We start from the raw sequence: 17,612 nt of genomic DNA on the forward strand, positions 1-17,612 counted from the left end.
CGGCCGAGGGGAAGGCGCCCGGCTACTGACGGCGGAGGGAGCCGATGGCATCGGCGAGCAGGTCGATGCCCTCGACGACGGCCGGTTCGGTCAGGTTGCCGTACCCGAAGACCAGACCTTCCGGTCCCGCCTTCTCCACCCAGTAGGGGGCCAGGCCGTAGACCCCGAGGCCGCGTTCCAGCGCCGCATTCGTCACAGCGGCCTCGGTCAGATCGGGTGGCAGCCACGTCATCACATGGAGGCCCGCGGAGACTCCGATCGGCACGAGGTCCGGCACCCGCTCGGCCAGCCGGCCGACGAGCGTGTCCCGCAACTGCCGGTACCTCGGCCGCATCCGGCGCAGGTGCCGATCGAACTCACCCCGCGCTACGAAGTCCGCGAAGGTCAGCTGGTCGAACACCGGCGAGCCGCGATCGTCGGCCACCTTGGCCGTCGACATCGGCTCGACCAGACGGCTCGGCAGGATCAGCCAGCCGAGCCGGAGCCCTGGCGCCAGCGTCTTGCTCGCCGTACCGGCGTAGACCACGGACTCCGGCGCCAGGCCCTGGATGGCGCCGATCGGCTCGCGGTCGTACCGGTACTCCGCGTCGTAGTCGTCCTCGATGACCAGAACATCGTGCTTCGTGGCCCACGCGACCAACCCGGCCCGCGTCTGCGCCGAAGCTACCGCACCGGTCGGGAACTGGTGGGCAGCGGTCACCAGGACGACGTCGGCTCGCGACCGCTCGAGCGCCTCCACCTCCAGCCCGGTCTCCAGCACCGGTACGCCGACCGTCTCCAGCCCCGCCTTCGTCGCGACGTCGCGAACCTCATTGTCGGACGGGTCCTCGACCGCCAGCCGGCGATACCCGGCAGCCGCCAGCACCTGCAGGAGCAGCCGCGAACCTTGGGCGAAGCCGTTGCAGATCAGCATGTTCTCCGGCCGCGCCGACGTACCGCGAACCCGGTTCAGGTAGTCGGCCAGAGCCTCACGGAGTTCGGTGGTGCCGCGCCCGTCCAGGTAGGCCAGGCTCCTGTTCGGCGTCTCGTTGAGCACCTTGCGGATCGACCGCAACCAGGCAGCGCGAGGGAACTGGGAGACGTCCGGCTTGCTGTACTTGAAATCGATCCGGGGCGGCTCACCGGTTGCCGCGGCGCTCTTCTGCTCCACCTGGATCCCGGCCGCCGCCGGCGCCACCTGCGTGTAACCGCCGGTCCGGCTGACCAGATACCCCTCGGCCACCAACTGCTGGTAGGCCTCGACGACCACTCCCCTGGACAGCCCGAGATCCGTCGCGAGGGCGCGCGTCGCCGGCATCACCGCGCCGGCCCGGAGCAGCCCCTGCCGGATCCGGTCCCGGATGCCGCTTTCCAACTGCTGGTGCAGCGGCACGGACGAGTCGCGCCGGAGCTCGACGAGCAGCTCACCGGTGCCCAAATTGGTCCTGGATCGGCTCACAGAACTGGACCTTATCGAAGTACCGCTTCGCTGTCAGGGTGGTGAGCACCACCACTTGCGACAGGAGTACGACGATGACCACCACCGCTCTCACCCTTGAGCTGCTGCACCCGGGAGAGGCCGGGTACGACGAGGCGCGAACGGTCTGGAACGCGATGATCAACCGGCACCCGGCCGTGATCGCCCGCTGTCACGCCACCGCGGACGTCGCTGCGGCGGTCCGCTTCGCCCAGGCCGGGGACCTGGAGATCGGGGTCCGCTGCGGCGGCCACAACATCGCCGGACTCGCTGTACCCGAGGGCGGGATGATGATCGACCTGACGCCGATGAACGAGGTCCGCGTCGACCCCGAGCGGCGGCTCGCCTGGATCCAGGGCGGCGCCCTGCTCGGCGAACTGGATCGCGCCGCGCAGGAGTACGGCCTGGCTACCACGGCCGGCAATGTGTCGCACACCGGCGTCGGCGGCCTCACCCTCGGCGGCGGGATGGGCTGGCTCGCCCGGCAGTTCGGGCTCGCCTGCGACAATGTGGCCTCGTACGAAGTCGTGACCGCCACCGGCGACATCGTGACAGCGAGCGCGACCGAGAACCCCGAGCTGTTCTGGGGACTGCGCGGTGGCGGCGGCAACTTCGGCATCGTCACCGCGTTCGAGTTCCGCTTGCACCAGGTCGGCACCCGCACCCTCGTCGCCGAGTTCACCTACGCCTGGGAAGAGGCCTTCGCCGTACTGCGAGGTTGGCGCGACCTGAACGCTACCGCACCCCGCCAGGCCACCTTCACCGCGAGCATCAGCGGCCAGGAACTGACCATCGGCTTCGTCTGGGTGGGTGACCCGGACGAGGGTGCCGAGCTGATCGCGGCCTTCCGCGAGCTCGGCACGATAGTTGCCGAGAGCGTCGAGGAGCTGTCCTACCTGACCCTGCAGAGCCGCGAAGACAGCGTGCAAGGACATCGGTTCCGCCGCTACTGGAAAGGCCACTACTTCAAGGCTCTGCCCGACGAGGCGATCCGCGCTCTGCTCCGCAACCCTGGCATCGGCGCCAGCCTGCAGGCGTACGGCGGCGCGATCGCCGAGGTCGCGGACGACGACGCCGCCTTCAGCCACCGCGACACCCAGTTCGAGTTCGTCACCGCCACCCGCTGGGAGGATCCCGCCGACGACGCCGAACGGATCGCCACGATCCGCGCGTACGCCGCCACCCTCGACCCGTACGCCGGCGGCGCCTACGTCAACACCCTCAACGGCGAAAGCGTCAACCGCGCCTTCCCCCCGGCCAAGCTGGCCCGGCTGACCGCGCTGAAGAACAGCTACGACCCGGCCAACGTCTTCCACCTCAACCAGAACATCCGGCCGACCGTCTAGCGCCTCTTGTCCAACTGCTCCAGGCCCCAACCGGCCCAGTCCTGCGACGACATCCACCCGCCGAACTCGAAGCCGCCCACTACCGTCAAGGCTTTCGAGGAGGCTGAGTGCAGGAATTGGCGCTAGGAACTTGATCTTCGTTTCGGTTCGATGACGAGGACTGTTTGCCCTGATGAATGGTCCTACGGTCCTGGCTCATGCCATTCGAATTTCTCTCCGATGAGCAGGTAGCCCGCTACGGCCGCTTCCCCGAGGAACCGTCGGCGTCCGAGCTGGAGCAGTTCTTCCGACTGGACCGGGCGGCGCTGGACGCGCTGGCTGACAAACGCCGCCCGGCCACCCGGCTGGGGTGGGCCGTGCAGTGGGCAACCGTGCGGATGCTCGGGGTCTTCCTGACCGAGGACCCGCTCGCGGTCCCGTCCGTCCGGGGCGGTCGCCTTCGTAGCCGAGCAGCTGGATCTGGATCCGGCCTGCTTCGCCGACTACGGGCAGCGGCCCAAGACCGCCTACGAGCACGCGTGGCAGATCCGCGAACTGCTCGGCTACCGCGACTTCGGTGCGTGCGAGCAGGAGGTGCGCCAGTACGTGGCGGCGCGGGTGTGGGCGTCGGTGGAGGGACCACGGGCGTTGTTCGACCGGGCGCGGGTGCACCTGCTCAAGGAGCGGATACTGCTGCCGGGCATCACGGTCCTGGTGCGGCTGGTCGGTGAGGTTCGGCGGGCGGAGAACGAGCGGCTGCACGCGGCTGTTGTCGGGCCGGTTATCGCAGGAAATGCGTGCCGCGTTGGTGGGGCTGCTGGCGGTGCCGGACGGCAAGCGTCGTTCAGAGCTGGAGCGGCTGCGTACGCCGCCGAGGAGGGCCTCGGGCCGGGTGATGGCCGAGGAACTGCGCCGGGTGAGCGAGATCGCCCGGCTCGGCGCCAGGGTGGGCCGAATTCCTGGGCGGCGAACTCCACCAGGCCCTCGACGTCGTCGGGCCGGGTGACGTCGGTGACGCGGGCGGTGGCGGTGCCGCCGGCGTCCCGGATGCTGGTGACGAGGTCGTTGAGTTTGTCGGCGTTGCGGCGGCCAGGACGACGCGGGCGCCGCAGGCGGCCAGGGCGCGGGCGCTGGCTGCGCCGATGCCGGAGGAGGCGCCGGTGATGACGCTTACGCGGTCCTGCAGGTGGTCGGTGCGGCTGTTGGGCATGGTGGGGCTCCCCCTCGTTTTCTGCCTAAGTTCCGGTCAGTGGGTGCGGGCGCCCTCGTCGAACTCCAGGAACATGGTGGTGAAGTAGCCGGGGTTCTCCTCGGCGACCCAGTGCCCACAATCGGGGACGAGGCGGCCGGTGACGTTCTCGGCGATCTGGCGGCACATCGGCTCGTATTCCTTGGACAGGATCTGCGTGCCGCCGCCGGAGGCCAGAACCGGGATGGCGAGCTTGCCCTGGCGGGAAAGGTCGGCGCGGTTGAGGTCGGCGTCATGGTCGAGTTCGCGGTAGATCTCGCACAGGGCGCGCATCGCGCCCGGCGCTTCGAACGCGCGGGCGTAGAGGTCCAGATCGTCGTTGCCGATGGCGTCGGGCTGGTAGGCCAGGTCGTCGAAGAACCGGTTGATGTACCAGCGTTCACGCCCATGGGTGAGGTAGACGGCGATGTCGGGGTTGGCGTGGAAGTCGAAATGCCAGGCGCTCTTGGCGACCTTGCGCTGCTCGTAGTAGTCGGTGCCGGGCAGCGGAGCCTCCATGAACGTCGCGCTGACCACGTCGGACCGGTAGCGCAGCGCGTAGCTGAGCGCGAGCATCGACCCCAGGTCGTGGCCAACCAGCGACACCGGCCCCGTCACCGCCAGGACGTCGTGGACCAGGCTGTGCAGGTCGCCGGCCATGGTCCATTTGTCGTAGCCGTCGCGCGGCTTGGTGGAGGCGCCCGCCCCGCGGTAGTCGGGAGCGATCACCCGGTAGCCGGCCTCGGCCAGCGGGCCGATGACCTTGCGCCAGGCGTAGCGGGTCTGCGGGGCGCCGTGCACCAGCAGCACCGTCTTGTCGGGTTCGCGGTCGACCGGCACGGCGAGGATGTAGCCCAGGCGCACGTTGCCGTCCTGGTCGACCCACGCTTTGCCATGCCTGACGTGGACACTCTCTTCGGCCGCGTCGAAGCGCTGGTGCATGGCGCGGTGATCCTTTCCTGACCTGCGAGGTCGCGTGCGGGCCGGTCAGCGGCCGGGCGCGGCGGGCTCCCGGCGCGGCGCCGCGGGGCGGCCGGTGTCACGCGGGCGGGTGATGCGGGCCTGGCGGGCGGCCTTGAGCGGTTCGGGCAGAATCCGGTTGACCAGAGCGGTGAGCTTGGTGGCCAGGTCCCCGCCGACGACATGATGCTTGCCCGCCATGAGCGCGCGGAAGCCCTGTGCGGCGACCTCGACGCGGCTGTTCTTCTTGGCGCCGGGGCCCAAAGCGGTGTTGCTCATCCCGGCGTTGGCGTGGAAGTCGCTGTCGGTCGCGCCGGGCAGCAGCGCGGTCACGGTGACGCCGGGGGCGCGCTCCTTGAGCTCCTGGCGCAGCGACTCGGCGAAGGAGTAGGTGAAGGCCCGGGTCGGCCCGTACACGGTCTCGTACGGGGTCGGGGTGAGCGCCGAGATGGAGGAGGTGATGAGGATCCGGCCTCTGCCGTGCTCGGCCATGTGCCGCACCACGGGCTTGGCCAGCGACACCACCGAGGTGGTGTTCAGGGCGATGAGGTCGAGCTCGTCGTCCAGGTCGGTGTCGAGGAACGCGCCGCCGATGCTGCGTCCGGCGTTCAGGACCGCCGCCCGCAACGGCCGTCCGGTGTCCTGCACGGCCTGCCAGACCGCGCGCACGCCCTCGCGATCGGCCAGATCGGCTTGGACGGGAAAGACGCGGGCGCCATGCCGTTCGAAGTCGGCGGCGATGCGGTGGATCTTGTCGCTGCGGCCGGTGGCCACCAGGTCGTAGCCGTCACGGGCGAACAGCAGGGCCAGCTGGTAGCCGATCCCGCCCGACGCGCCGGTGACCAGCGCCAGCGGACGTTCGGAGGTGTGGTGGGTGGTGCTCATGAGGTGCTCCTATCGGTGTGTGCGGTGTCCGTGGCGGCGTCTGCGGTGTCGGTGGCGGACCGGGCCGCCGAGCCTGACGCCTTCTGCCTGCCGGTGGCGGGGTCGGCGGCCCAGCTGGCCAGCAGCCGCCAGGCGTCCTGGTCGGCCTGGTCGTCTGCGGGCAGGTACAGGAAGAGGGTCTGGTCTTCCTCGCCTGGTATGGCGAGGGCCTGGTAGTCGATGGTGAGCGGCCCGACGATCGGGTGCCGGAACCGCTTGCGGCCGAAGGTGCGGGTGAGCACCTTGTGGTCGGCCCACCAGCGGCGGAAGTGCTCGCTCTTCATCGCCAGCTCCCCGACCAGCTCCGCGGTGCGGGTGTCGTCGGGGTGGCGTCCGGCGTCCAGTCGCAGGATCGCCGTCATCTCCGCGGCGATCCGCTCCCAGTCCAGGTAAAGGTCGCGGGCGGCCGGGTCCAGGATGATCCAGCGGGTGAGGTTGCGCTCCCGATACGGCATGGCGTCGAAGTCGGCCAGCAGGGCCCGGCACAGGTGGTTGCTGGCCAGGATGTCCCCACGCCGGCCCAGGATGAACCCGGCCTGGTCGGTGAACGACTCCAGGAACCGGTGCAGCCCCGGCCGGACCCGCTGCACCATCGGCACGCCGGACGGTTTCCCCCCGCCCGTGTGCGCCCGCATCAGGTCCGACAGGTGAGCGCGCTCAGCCTCGTCCAGGCGCAGCGCCGCGGCGATCGCCTCCAGCACGCCCGGCGACGGGCTGATCGGACGGCCCTGCTCCAGCCGCGTGTAGTAGTCGGTGCTCACCCCGGCCAACTGGGCAACCTCCTCCCGGCGCAGGCCGGGCACCCGCCGGTAGGCGCCGCGCTCAGGCAGTCCGACCGATTCCGGACTCACCCGGGCACGGCACCGGCGCAGAAACTCACTCAACTCCACATTTCTGGCCATATCTCCATGCTGCCCCCGCCCGAGAGGCCTGACCCGCCCGCAACGTAGGACGCTGCGTCCCATGTATCCGCTGACCAGGAACAACAGGGACACTCATCGCGCCCCACCACCCCGCGACCGGGTCGTGTACTGGACATCGGGCCCGCCCGGAACACCGGCCGGACCCGCCTGCCCCGGCCGCGCCAGGCCCAGGGCACGCACCCCCGTCGCGGGCGTGGCGTCCGCGCAAAGAGGGGGAACCTTCGTCAACATTCGGGAGATCACACGTGAAGACCTGGCTCATCACCGGCTGCTCGACCGGGTTCGGCCGCGCCCTGGCGCTCGCCGTCCTCGACCACGGCGATCAGGCCGTCGTCACCGCCCGCCGCCCCGAACAGATCCGCGACATCATCGAACGCGGCGGCGACCGGGCCCTGGGCCTGCCGCTGGATGTCACCGACCCCGCGCAGGTGCGGGCCGCGGTCGCCGCGGCCGAGGACCGGTTCGGCGGCATCGACGTGCTGGTCAACAACGCCGGTATCGGCTACTTCGCGGCCGTGGAGGAGAGCACCGACGAGGAGATCCGCCGGATCTTCGAGATCAACGTCTTCGGGCTCTCCGACGTCATCCGCGCCGTCCTGCCGGGCATGCGCAAGCGCCGTTCGGGCACCATCGTGAACTTCTCCTCCATCGGCGGCCTGCGCGCCTTCCCGGCCGTCGGCTACTACGCGGCCACCAAGTTCGCCGTCGAGGGCCTCACCGATGCCCTGCGCCAGGAGGTCGCCCCGCTGGGCATCACCACCCTGCTGGTCGAGCCCGGCCCGTTCCGCACCGACTGGGCCGGCCGCTCCGCCAGCGAAACCCTGCCCGAGCAGGAGATCACCGACTACGCCGACATCGTCGGCGCCCAGCGCGCCACGTTCCGCGCCGAGACCGGCAAGGAGCCCGGCGACCCCGATGCCGCCGCCCGGGCCATCATCACCGCCCTCGCGGGTGACACGCACCCGCAGCGGCTGCTCCTGGGCGCCGCCGCTTACAGCATGGCGATCGAGCAGTGGGAGTCGATGCTCGCCGAGGCCCGTGCCCACGAGGCGCTGACCAAGACGGCCGACTTCGACGCTCCCGCAGCCTGATCCAGCCGCTGGGGGTGCGCCGACATATGAGATGTACGTGATAATCGTCTATTATCACGTACATAAGCGATCATGACGGTGCGGCGACCAGGCGTACCTCTCTCCGGGGCGGTGCGCGACTCCGGCACGTTATCCGGTACATCATCCGGGCCAGTGCGACAAGCGCCGCCGGGCGGCCGGCATGAGTAGCGCGCCGAAGGTCACCGCCCTGCGCGGCGAGCACGTCACCCTCGCCGCGGCCGCCGACGCCTTCCTCGCCACCCCGCGCACGGCCAACCCCAACACCCACCGCGCCTACGCCTCGGCCATCGACCGCGTCATCGCCCTGCTCAACCGGGACCGCCCGCTGGCAGAGGTGACCGACTCCGAGATCGGCCAGGCGCTCGCCGAGCTGTGGGGAGCGAGCGCGCCGGCGACCTGGAACCGCAACCGCGCCGCCGTCACCTCCTGGCTGACCTGGTGCCAGACCAAAAAGCACTGGACCGCCCCGTCGATCCCGGCCGACGCCGAACGCCGCAAGGAAACCGCCGACGAAACCCGCGCCATCGCCAAGACCACCATCCACCGGCTGCTGTCGCGCCGCGACATCCCCCTGCGCGAGCGGGCGCTGTGGCGGATGCTCTATGAAACGGCGGCCAGAGCTGCCGAGATCCTCGCGCTCAACGTCGAGGACCTCGACCTCGAGCACCGGCGCGCCCCCGTCCGGTCCAAGGGCGGCGCCGTCGAATGGGTGTACTGGGAAAGCGGCACCGCCCACCTGCTGCCCCGCCTGCTGCGGCTCCCCGACAGCAGCGCACGCACCCGCGGCCCGCTGTTCCTATCCGAACGGCGCCCCGTCCCGGCCCGTCGCCCGGCGGCCGCCGATATCTGCCCGCACACCGGCCGTGCCCGGCTCGGCTATGACCGCGCCCGCGTCCTGCTGGAGAAGCACGCCGGGCTCGACCTGCACCAGCTGCGCCATTCGGCGGCCACCCACCTCGGCGACGCCGAGATCCCGCTGCAGCTCATCATGGGCAAGACCCGGCACAAAAACCCCCGCACCGCCATGCGCTACGTCAAACCCGGTGCCGAGGCCATCGCCAAGGTCACCGAGGCCCTGGCGCCTCTCCGCCGTACCCACTGATCAACCGAGTGGCGGCCGGCCGTAGCTACAGGAATCCCGGCCCATCACAGACCACTAACAGGACCAAGAAGTCACAGGTCGCTACCGCCAATTCCTGCACTCAGCCTCCTCGAAGGCCTCAACAAGCCGCCCTCACCCAGGCTGGTCACGCACACCCATAGGTCTCCGGCCCGGCGGCACGGTTGCTCGCGGCGACCGGTACCGACACCCGGCCGCTGGTGGACGGCCGGCTCGCCCTGAGTTCGTCCACGATGCGGACCTGCTCGCGGCGGCCGACCGCCACGCAGCGTGTGTGCGCCGACTGCGGTGCCCAGTGTCAGCAGGGCCTCGCCGTACGTGGGCAGAGGCCGCGGTGCGTGGCCTGCAACCACATCGCCCTCCTGGTCGCCGAACAGATCAAGCTCCGCGAACGTCGCGCGGTGCTGACCACCTGGGGCGCGCGGCCTCCTGGACGCCCACGCCACGGCGGTGGTCTGGGCCCGGGTGCGGCCCCTCGACACTACAGCCGCCGCCGGGCGAAGATCAGAAGAGTTCGGTTTGCCTTTCTGCGGGAGGAAGAAGTGAGCGAGTACCCCCAGGATCGCCTGTACGCCGGTGAGCTGCACATGTGGGGCAACGGGGAGTGGTTCAAGCGCAACAGGAAGCTGGACACGCCTGGCGACCGGGTAAGGGTCGGCTTCACCACCTTCTTCATAGGTCAGATCCCCGACAGAGGGCTGCAGGTGCAGTTGCCTGAGGTAGGTAGCTACGTCGAGCTGGGTGACTACTTCGGTCGGGTCAGCTGGAGTCAGGAGGGGAATGCTGATTCTGACGAGGAGTGGGAGGACGGGGATGCTGCTCCTGACGAGGACTGGAGCGATTTCTGCGCACCAGTCGAGGCGAAAGTCGTCGCCGTCAACACCGAGCTCGCCAACACTCCGGAGCTACTCATCAGGGACCCCTACGGCGAGGGCTGGCTGTTTGAGATGGAGATCCATGACCACAATCCCAAGTCCGATTTCAATTGGGACGCGGACGGTTACGCCGAGTTCATCGCTCAGGACATCGACTAGACCGGCAATCTCCGGGAGTACCTTACGTATATGAGCCTCCATGAGGTGGCGCCTGTCCCGTGATCGCGTTCGCGCTCTCGCTGCGATAGCGCGCCGTCGCCCCGGCCTGCGTGACCGCCGCCACTGCCGCCAACAAAGGCCTGCTCGCCGGCCCGCTCCAATACGTCAGGGCGGCCGTGGTGGTCGCCGCGCTCGTCGTGCTCGGCCTGCGCCCGCGTCCCAGCGTCCCCATGGCCGAGGGGAAGGCGCCCAGCCCCTGGGCGGTGTTCGCCACGGTCGGCGCGCTGGTGGCCCGCTGGTCGCATCGCTCCGGCTGGTCGGACGCGCACCGGCTGGCGCTCGCGGCGGGGGCCATGCTCACGTACGCGTGGCACTCGTTCCCATGGGAGCCGGTCACGACCGAGCCCGTGAGCCAGGCGGTCGACCTGACCAGCAACGCATCTTGACGGTCGGCGCGATCGTCCTGCTGGTGATCGCGGCTCGCCGGGTCTCCACGTGACCAGCCGGAAGGACGGCTGACTCAGTCGTCGCTCGGGAGCCTGGCCGCCCCGGCCGGTTGGCGAACCGCGATCTCGACGAGCTTGCCGACCTGCGCTGCGGGAACGGCGACGCCGGGTGTCTGGACGGTCCAGCGGAGGAAGGCCTCAACGTTCATGGCGGGCGTCTCGCCGAGATAGGGGTGGATATATACCGGCGTGTTCGGTTCGCTGCGCCAGCTGTCGGCAAGCGGGCCGATGTCCACCCCGTCATAGCCGAGGACGTCCAGCAGCCGGATGGTCTCTGCCTTGGCCGCCGCGTCGTCGCCGGCGATGGGCAGGGCGCTGCGGTCCGGCGCTCCCGTCGGCCGGGCGAGGGAGAACAACTGGTGCGGGGTGATGGTGTTGAACACCTTGACCACCTGGGAGTCCGCGAGGTGGCGCTGGATCAGCGCGCTTGAGGTCAGTTCACCCGCGTCCAGCTCGGCCAGGTGGCCGTCCCGCTCGGGGTAGTAGTTCGCCGTGTCCAGCACCGTCTTGCCGGCCAGCGCTTCGGCGGGGAGCCGCTCGTAGGCGTTCAGCGGGATGGCCGCCACCACCAGGTCCGCGGCGCGTGCCGCTTCTGCCGGTGTGGCCGCACGTGCACCCCCGCCCAGCTCGGCGACGAGATCGGCGAGGGTCTCGGGCTCTCGCGAATTGCTGAGGACAACCTCGAGGCCGGCCGCGATGGCCAGGCGGGCAACGGAAGAACCGATCATTCCGCTGCCGATGAGTCCGAGCGTTTTGGACATGACTTGTCTCCATTCATTCGGGTGGATGCCGGGACAGGAGCTCGTGGGTGGCTCGCCTGACAGCGTGGAGCCGCCGCGATCGTCCGGCCAGGCCCGTGTCCTGCGTACTCACGGCGTGATCACCCGCCGCACGCCCAGACGTAGGGTTGTCGCGTGGACGACCGGATCGAGCTGAGCGAGTTCCTCAAGTCGCGCCGTGCCCGCCTGCGCCCGGAGGACGTCGGGCTGCGCGACTACGGCCGAGCGCGCCGGGTCGCGGGCCTGAGGCGTGAGGAGCTGGCCCGGCTGGCGGGCGTGAGCATCGCCCACTACACGCGTCTGGAACAGGGCAAAGGCGACAGCGTCTCGGACGAGATCTTGGGCGCCGTCGGCGCGGCGCTGCGCCTGGACACCGACGAACTGACGTACCTGCACCGGGTAGCACGGCGTCCCCAGCCGTGCGCGGGTGCCGGAGACCCGTCGGAGGTGCCTCTTGGCTTTCGTCACCTGTTGGCGTCGTTCGTGACGACGCCGGCGCTGGTGATCGGCCGGCACACCCAGATCGTCGGCTGGAACCAACTCGCCGTGGTGGTGTTCGGGGACTTCCCCGCGTTGGCCGAGAACCGCCGCACGCTCTCGCACCTGCTGTTCACCGAGCCCTCCGCGCGTGTGCTGCACCGCACCGGTTGGGAGCGGGCGGCGCGCGAGCACGTGGGGCATCTACGCGTTCTGTTCGGGCGCCATCGCGGGGACGCCGGACTCGCGGCGCACATCGGCGACATGCGGGAACTGAGCGCGGACTTCGCGCGGATGTGGGCCGAGCATCCGGTCGCGCGGCTGCGGTCCCGGACGTACGTGCTGCACCATCCGGTCGTGGGCGAACTGACCCTGCACCGCGAGCTCATCACGCTGCCCGACGAACCGTCGTGCTGCGGGCTGGACCTGTACGCCGCCGAGCCGGGCTCGGCAACTGAGCAGGCACTGAAAGAACTCGGGAGCTTGTAGGCCGCGTGCCTGTCCCCTCCGGCGCCAAGCGCGTATAGTTCGTTAAGATTCTTCTTAACGATCGATGCTATATAGGCGGTAGATGCGGTGACCGAGATCTCCCCGGACGAGGCCGAGTTCGTTGACCGGCTCGGGCTGTTCTTCGAGATGGTGGGCGGTCCCCGGACGATGGGACGGATCTACGGCTGGCTGATGATCTGTGATCCGCCGCAGCAGTCGCTGACCGAACTGGCGGCCGCGCTCGGGGTGAGCAAGCCGTCGATCAGCACCGTCATCCGGCCCATGCAGGAAGGCGGCCTGGTGGAGCGGCTGCCCTCCTCGACCCGCGAGCACCGTTACCGGCTCACACCCGGCGGTTTCACCCGCGTGCTGCAGGTCCAGCTGGATCGCATGGGAGCCGGTGCGGAGGCGGCCGAGTTCGGGCTGTCGGTGATCGGGGAGGGCCGCCCGGAACAACGGAATCATCTCGAAGAGCTCCGCGACTTCTGCGAGTTCTCCGCCACCGAGGTCCACGACGAATTCATGCGGCGGTGGGAGGACTACCGCGCGACAAAAAGGAGAGGGCGATGAAGGAGAAGATCGACTTCACCGGCGTGGAGCGGACGATGCTCGCCACCCTGTATCTCCGGGCCTGGGAAAGTCGTTCGAAGGACTCGATTCTCCGGGATCACGTCGCGGCCGGGGTCGTGGATCGTATCGACTACGACTTCGGCAAATTGATGCTACGCGGCGGGGCGGGCAACCGGTTCATGCTGGCATTGCGCGCCAGGCAACTCGACGATTGGACCGCCGACTTCCTCCGCCGGCATCCGGACGCCGTCGTGCTGCACCTGGGCTGCGGGCTGGACAGCCGGGCGTTCCGGCTCGACCTGCCGGTCGGCGTCCGCTGGTTCGACGTCGACCTTCCCGATGTCATCGACCTGCGCCGCAAGCTCTACCCGGAGCTGGACGGGTACCGCACCATCGGCTCCTCGGTCACCGAAACGAGGTGGCTGGACGAGATTCCCACGGAGTATCCGGTGCTGCTCATCGCCGAAGGGCTGCTGATGTACCTCACCGAAAACGAGAACAAGCGGCTGCTCCAACAATTAACCGACCGTTTCGGCAGCGGAGAATTACTGTTCGATGGATTCGCCCCATGGGTCGTTCGCCTGACACAACGGATGTCGAAGAGGCTGGCCCGCAAGGGATATCCGTCCTACTCGTCGGCGATTCGGGACCGCCGGGAGATCGAGCGGTGGAATCCGCGATTCAGGTATCTCGAGGACGTCCCCTTCGCCTCGCTGTACGCGAAGATTCCCGTGCGCGTTTACCGCGTCACGTACCGCCTCATGAACATGATCCCCGCGTCCAGAGACTTCTACCGGATGTTCCGCTTCGGTTTCTGACCGCGCCGGGCACCAGACCCGATTGATCGTTTAATCTTTCCGGGTGACGGACACACCTGAAGGTCTCGCGTTGCCCACTGCCCTGGCCGAGGTGGCTGAGGTCGGCTTCGAGTGGGAGTGGGACGAGGAGACCGACGAGACCCGCGGCTGCGACTTCGAGCCATACGATCACTTCGAGGAGCCTGACCGGACGGCGTGGTGGTTCCGCCTGTGGACCGGCAACCAAGAGGTCGACGGCGGCGAGTTCCGCTTCTTCGGCACGACCGGGTCGGGCGACTACACCGGCTTCTGGCTGGTACGGCCCGATGCCGCGATCACCGAGCAGCCCGTTGTCTACATCGGGTCGGAGGGTGAGTCAGGTGTGATCGCCCGGGATCTCGGCGATCTCCTCTGGCTGTTCGCCGCCGGGCTGGGCCCCGCCGAGGCCTTCACGGACCCCGGCTCCCCCACCGAGCCGAATGAGGCCTTCCAAACGATCGCCGAGCGACACGCACCCGGCCGCCGCCGTACCCCCAGGCAGATCGTCGCTGCCGCCCGAGCCGAGTTCCCGCAGTTCACGGATCTCATCGACGCGATGTGTCGCTGAGTGAGACTCACTTGGCCTTAGCTCGCCGGTCAAAGGGTCAGCAGCGACCCGTGCCGTGCTCTCCGTGTGGCGGCCAGTCCTCCGGCCAGGCCGCTCACAGCGCAGACCAGCACCAGCCCGGCGTACTGCGGCAGGGAGTAGGCGAACCACGCCTCGCCGGTCGCGGCCTTGCCGAGCGCGGTGAGCGAGGCGGCGGCGATGCCCGTTCCGAGCAGCGTCCCGGCGCACGTCACGATCAGCGTCTCCCAGCACACCGCCCTGACCAGCTGTCGAGGCTTGGTCCCCACGCTGCGCAGCAGCCGGATCTCTTCGGTCCGCTCGGCCATCGACATGGCCGTCGCGTTGAGCACCGAGATCACGGTGTAGACCACCGCGGACCCCACCAGCATCGGAGCCGCCCACGCCGACGCACCGGTACGGGTGACACCCGCCGCCGCGTCGGAGGTCGCCACGGCGAACAGGAAGGTGCACGCCAGCGCCACGGTCAACATCACCGGAGACGCCGCCGACATCGCCCGGCGCGGCTGAGCGACCAGTGAGGACCTGGCCAGCATCCCGGCACCCGGATCGAGCCGGGCCGCCACGGCTCCGAGCAGCCACCCCATCCCACGCAGCGCGACGGGGCCCAACGCGGATGCGGCCACGCACAGCACCATCGTCGCCCCCAGCGCGGTCGGCGCCGCGTCCTTCGGCCTGACGTGCGGTACGAGCCACAACAGCACGGTGCCGCCGGCCAACGCCGCCGCTCCGATGACGGCCCTGGTCCAGGGCAGCAGCCGCCGCTGCGCCGCACTGTCCCGTAGCACCTCCAGCGGGCCCACACCTACAGCCTTGCGCGCCGCGATCCGGGCCGCCAGCAGCGTCACCGCCAGCCCGACCACCAGCGCCACGATGAACGGCCCCGCCGTCACTTTCACCGGTACGCCTCCGGGCGCCAGTCCGGTCATCCGCATGAACGCCGCCATCATCACGGCGTACGGCACGGCCAGCGCGCAGCCCGCCGCACTCGCCAGCACGGCCACCATCAGCGCCTCCGCCGTGACCAGCCGGCTCACCTGCCGCGGCGTCATGCCGACCGAGCGCAGCAGTGCCAAGGTCCTGCGCTGCCTCAGCACGTGCAGACTCAGCATGCCCGCGACCACGAAGACCGACACGAACCCCGACACCACGGCCGACAACACCAGCAACCCCATGACGCCGTTCGACTCGTCATGTGTGGACGCGCCGGCGACCACTAGGCCGCTACCGCCCACCAGCATCACGGCCAAGGCCACCGCCGTGAACGAAGCGGCGAAGCCCATCCGATTGGTTCGTACGTTGTTCCAGGCCAGCACGAGTGTCACCGGCGACCACTCAACCGCATGCCGATCTGGTCCGCCGAGGGCCGGTCCAGGACGTCGACGATCATCCCGTCGGTCAGGAACAGCACGCGGTCCGCCCGGGCCGCCGCCTCCGGATCATGGGTGACCATCACCACCGTCTGGCCGAATTCGTCGACCGCCTCCCGCAGCAGTGCCAGCACCTCGTGCCCGGTGCGGCGGTCCAGCGCTCCCGTCGGCTCGTCGGCGAACAGCACCTCCGGCCTGCCGAGCAGGGCGCGGGCGATCGCCACCCGCTGCTGCTGGCCACCGGACAGCTGCGCCGGGCGATGCCCCTCCCGCCCGGCCAGGCCGACCCGGTGCAGCAACTCGCGCACGCGTGACGGGTCGGGCCGCCGCCTGGCCAGGCGGCGGGGCAGGATGACGTTCTGCCAGGCAGTCAGCGAGGGCACCAGGTTGAACGCCTGGAAAATGACGCCGACCCGGTCGCGGCGGAGCACCGCCAGCTCCTTCTCCCCCAGGCGGGTGATGTCCTGCCCGGCGATCAGGACCGCGCCCGAGTCCGGCCGGTCCAGCCCGGCCGCGCACTGCAGCAGCGTGCTCTTCCCCGACCCCGACGGGCCCATCACCGCGGTGAAACTGCCGCGCGGGAACCCGACACTGATCTGCCGCAGCGCGGCCACCTCGGCAGCACCTTTTCCATATGTCCTGGTCACTCCCTCAAGGAGAACCGCGTGATCGCTCATGATCGGCAAGCGTGCCGCAGCGCGTCGATCATCGCCCATCAGGTATCTCCCTGATCGGTCCCTGAGGCTCGCCGCACGCCTCCTGAGGGTGCGTCGTTCGTCGCGACAAGACCGGCCTTTACCCGCTGCTGCTGGACGAGCTCCGAGACGGCTCCGGACGACCGTGGCACGACGGCGAACTCAATGCCGCGCCGATCGGTGCCATCGACGCGCTGACCGCCGAGAACGTACTGGTCGGGTTCTGGACCGATGGCTCGCTCGGCCCTTGGCCCGGACTGGCGCCGCCGGGCGTGCCGGGCCGGGATCCTGACACGGCTGCCGCGCTGCTCGCCGAGTCCCTCGGCGCGGCCCGCCCTCGGCTGCTCGGCCTGGTCCCAGCCACACGCGGCGCGGACACGCTGACGCTGTGCGGATGGACCGGGCCGCTCAACCACACCAACGAAACGGAGGAGATCTCGGCCGTGGTCCGTTCGTGGGAAGAGCGGTTCGGGGCTCGTGTGGTGACCGTGGGTTACAGCACGCTTGAGCTGTCCGTGGCCGCACCACCGACCACGCTCGAGCACGCCCGCCAGGTGGCGGCCGAGCATGAGGCGTTCGCCCCGGACACCATCTGGCAGGGCTGCGGAGACTTCGAGGACTATGCCGAAGCGCTGGTCGGCTCCGGCGATTGGTCCTTTACATCTCGGCCGGTGACCCTCAAGCTCCAGAGGCAAGCGATGGCGGAACAGGTGAACGGACCGGTCAGGAATCGAGAAGCACGGGCAACCGAGCCGTGCCTAGCCTGACCGCTATGGGTATCACCATTCACGCGAGCTTCCTGCCGCACGACGACCCCGATCTCTCCCTGGCCTTCTACCGCGACATCCTCGGCTTCGAGGTGCGCGATGACGTCGGATACGACGGGAAGCGCTGGATCACGGTCGGCCCCGCCGACCAGCCCGGCACGTCCATCGTCCTGGAGCCTCCGGTCGTGGACCCCGGCGTCACCGACGACGAGCGCCGCACCATCGTCGAGATGATGGCCAAGGGCACCTATGCCGGAATCCTTCTGGCCACCGCCGACCTGGACGGTGCCTTCGAGCGGGCGCAGGCCGGCGGCGCCGAGGTCGTCCAGGAGCCGACCGAGCAGCCGTACGGCGTCCGCGACTGCGCCTTCCGCGATCCCGCGGGCAACCTCATCCGCATCCAGGAGTCGCGCTGAGCCTCGACCGGGCCGGGCCGGCTGACGACCGGCGACGGC

Annotated in this window: 19 protein-coding genes and 2 pseudogenes; 14 read left to right on the forward strand and 7 right to left on the reverse strand. The window is 69.6% G+C overall.

From position 1 onward, the window contains the following. Positions 1 to 22: 22 nt before the first annotated feature. Complete coding sequence (locus tag ACGFJ2_RS53800) at positions 23 to 1,438, reverse strand: PLP-dependent aminotransferase family protein (RefSeq protein WP_357955054.1); 1,416 nt, start codon at positions 1,436 to 1,438, stop codon at positions 23 to 25. Between the two features lie 74 nt (positions 1,439 to 1,512). Here ACGFJ2_RS53800 and ACGFJ2_RS53805 point away from each other — a divergent pair, with 74 nt between their 5' ends. The 4 genes and pseudogenes from ACGFJ2_RS53805 (at position 1,513) to ACGFJ2_RS53820 (ending at position 3,787) form a co-directional block, all read left to right on the forward strand. Next, entirely contained in the window at positions 1,513 to 2,802 is a 1,290-nt protein-coding gene (locus ACGFJ2_RS53805; RefSeq protein ID WP_393482227.1) for an FAD-binding oxidoreductase, read from the forward strand. 197 nt (positions 2,803 to 2,999) lie between these two features. Then, a pseudogene (locus ACGFJ2_RS53810) lies at positions 3,000 to 3,200 on the forward strand (DUF4158 domain-containing protein); the annotation flags it as partial. Between the two features lie 28 nt (positions 3,201 to 3,228). Next, positions 3,229 to 3,504 (forward strand): annotated as a pseudogene (locus ACGFJ2_RS53815) (DUF4158 domain-containing protein); the annotation flags it as partial. Positions 3,505 to 3,574: 70 nt separating this feature from the next. Beyond that, a complete protein-coding gene (locus ACGFJ2_RS53820) occupies positions 3,575 to 3,787 on the forward strand; it encodes a hypothetical protein (protein ID WP_393482230.1) in 213 nt (70 codons plus the stop codon). A gap of 240 nt (positions 3,788 to 4,027) precedes the next feature. On the opposite strand, the gene ACGFJ2_RS53825 is transcribed toward ACGFJ2_RS53820, so the two are convergent. From ACGFJ2_RS53825 to ACGFJ2_RS53835, 3 genes are read right to left on the reverse strand one after another with little or no spacing between them, the layout of a single operon-like run. Further along, on the reverse strand, positions 4,028 to 4,951 hold the full coding sequence (locus tag ACGFJ2_RS53825) for an alpha/beta fold hydrolase (protein WP_393482233.1): 924 nt from the start codon (positions 4,949 to 4,951) through the stop codon (positions 4,028 to 4,030). A gap of 45 nt (positions 4,952 to 4,996) precedes the next feature. Continuing rightward, positions 4,997 to 5,854 (reverse strand): SDR family NAD(P)-dependent oxidoreductase, encoded by an 858-nt coding sequence (locus ACGFJ2_RS53830; protein WP_357955062.1) that lies wholly within the window; start codon positions 5,852 to 5,854, stop codon positions 4,997 to 4,999. After that, on the reverse strand, positions 5,851 to 6,795 hold the full coding sequence (locus ACGFJ2_RS53835; RefSeq protein WP_357955064.1) for a helix-turn-helix transcriptional regulator: 945 nt from the start codon (positions 6,793 to 6,795) through the stop codon (positions 5,851 to 5,853). The genes ACGFJ2_RS53830 and ACGFJ2_RS53835 overlap by 4 nt, the downstream gene beginning before the upstream one ends. 266 nt (positions 6,796 to 7,061) lie before the next feature. Between ACGFJ2_RS53835 and ACGFJ2_RS53840 the strand changes: the two genes are divergently transcribed. The 4 genes from ACGFJ2_RS53840 to ACGFJ2_RS53855 all read left to right on the forward strand — a co-directional run bounded on the left by ACGFJ2_RS53840 (position 7,062) and on the right by ACGFJ2_RS53855 (position 10,528). Beyond that, on the forward strand, positions 7,062 to 7,907 hold the full coding sequence (locus tag ACGFJ2_RS53840; RefSeq protein ID WP_393482237.1) for an oxidoreductase: 846 nt from the start codon (positions 7,062 to 7,064) through the stop codon (positions 7,905 to 7,907). Positions 7,908 to 8,088: 181 nt separating this feature from the next. Next, the gene (locus tag ACGFJ2_RS53845; protein ID WP_357955068.1) at positions 8,089 to 9,030 is read left to right on the forward strand and encodes a site-specific integrase; all 942 of its coding nucleotides are present in this window, start codon (positions 8,089 to 8,091) and stop codon (positions 9,028 to 9,030) included. A gap of 560 nt (positions 9,031 to 9,590) precedes the next feature. Then, the gene (locus ACGFJ2_RS53850) at positions 9,591 to 10,082 is read left to right on the forward strand and encodes a hypothetical protein (RefSeq protein ID WP_393482240.1); all 492 of its coding nucleotides are present in this window, start codon (positions 9,591 to 9,593) and stop codon (positions 10,080 to 10,082) included. A 110-nt stretch (positions 10,083 to 10,192) separates the two neighbouring features. Then, the gene (locus ACGFJ2_RS53855) at positions 10,193 to 10,528 is read left to right on the forward strand and encodes a hypothetical protein (protein ID WP_357955072.1); all 336 of its coding nucleotides are present in this window, start codon (positions 10,193 to 10,195) and stop codon (positions 10,526 to 10,528) included. A 74-nt stretch (positions 10,529 to 10,602) separates the two neighbouring features. Here ACGFJ2_RS53855 and ACGFJ2_RS53860 read toward each other — a convergent pair whose 3' ends face one another. Next, positions 10,603 to 11,349, reverse strand: coding sequence for an NADPH-dependent F420 reductase (locus ACGFJ2_RS53860; RefSeq protein ID WP_393482243.1), 747 nt, complete (start codon positions 11,347 to 11,349; stop codon positions 10,603 to 10,605). Between the two features lie 153 nt (positions 11,350 to 11,502). Between ACGFJ2_RS53860 and ACGFJ2_RS53865 the strand changes: the two genes are divergently transcribed. The 4 genes from ACGFJ2_RS53865 to ACGFJ2_RS53880 all read left to right on the forward strand — a co-directional run bounded on the left by ACGFJ2_RS53865 (position 11,503) and on the right by ACGFJ2_RS53880 (position 14,307). Continuing rightward, on the forward strand, positions 11,503 to 12,333 hold the full coding sequence (locus ACGFJ2_RS53865) for a helix-turn-helix domain-containing protein (RefSeq protein ID WP_393482246.1): 831 nt from the start codon (positions 11,503 to 11,505) through the stop codon (positions 12,331 to 12,333). An 87-nt stretch (positions 12,334 to 12,420) separates the two neighbouring features. After that, positions 12,421 to 12,903, forward strand: a complete 483-nt coding sequence (locus tag ACGFJ2_RS53870) for a GbsR/MarR family transcriptional regulator (protein WP_393482248.1) — start codon at positions 12,421 to 12,423, stop codon at positions 12,901 to 12,903. Positions 12,904 to 12,938: 35 nt separating this feature from the next. Beyond that, positions 12,939 to 13,721 carry a class I SAM-dependent methyltransferase gene (locus ACGFJ2_RS53875; protein WP_393482251.1) on the forward strand — a complete coding sequence of 261 codons (783 nt, stop codon included), beginning with the start codon at positions 12,939 to 12,941 and terminating at the stop codon, positions 13,719 to 13,721. A gap of 43 nt (positions 13,722 to 13,764) precedes the next feature. Further along, positions 13,765 to 14,307: an SMI1/KNR4 family protein gene (locus tag ACGFJ2_RS53880; protein ID WP_393482254.1), complete on the forward strand. Its 543-nt coding sequence runs from the start codon at positions 13,765 to 13,767 to the stop codon at positions 14,305 to 14,307. 29 nt (positions 14,308 to 14,336) lie between these two features. Here the strand turns inward: ACGFJ2_RS53880 and ACGFJ2_RS53885 are convergent, their stop codons facing one another. After that, positions 14,337 to 15,650, reverse strand: coding sequence for an FtsX-like permease family protein (locus ACGFJ2_RS53885; RefSeq protein WP_393482257.1), 1,314 nt, complete (start codon positions 15,648 to 15,650; stop codon positions 14,337 to 14,339). After that, entirely contained in the window at positions 15,647 to 16,372 is a 726-nt protein-coding gene (locus ACGFJ2_RS53890) for an ABC transporter ATP-binding protein (RefSeq protein ID WP_393482260.1), read from the reverse strand. The genes ACGFJ2_RS53885 and ACGFJ2_RS53890 overlap by 4 nt, the downstream gene beginning before the upstream one ends. 290 nt (positions 16,373 to 16,662) lie before the next feature. Here ACGFJ2_RS53890 and ACGFJ2_RS53895 point away from each other — a divergent pair, with 290 nt between their 5' ends. Further along, positions 16,663 to 17,157, forward strand: a complete 495-nt coding sequence (locus ACGFJ2_RS53895; RefSeq protein ID WP_393482263.1) for a DUF4253 domain-containing protein — start codon at positions 16,663 to 16,665, stop codon at positions 17,155 to 17,157. Between the two features lie 5 nt (positions 17,158 to 17,162). After that, entirely contained in the window at positions 17,163 to 17,573 is a 411-nt protein-coding gene (locus tag ACGFJ2_RS53900; RefSeq protein ID WP_357955090.1) for a VOC family protein, read from the forward strand. Positions 17,574 to 17,612 lie beyond the last annotated feature (39 nt).

Source organism: Nonomuraea sp. NPDC049028, from assembly GCF_043197735.1.
Taxonomy (GTDB): domain Bacteria; phylum Actinomycetota; class Actinomycetes; order Streptosporangiales; family Streptosporangiaceae; genus Nonomuraea.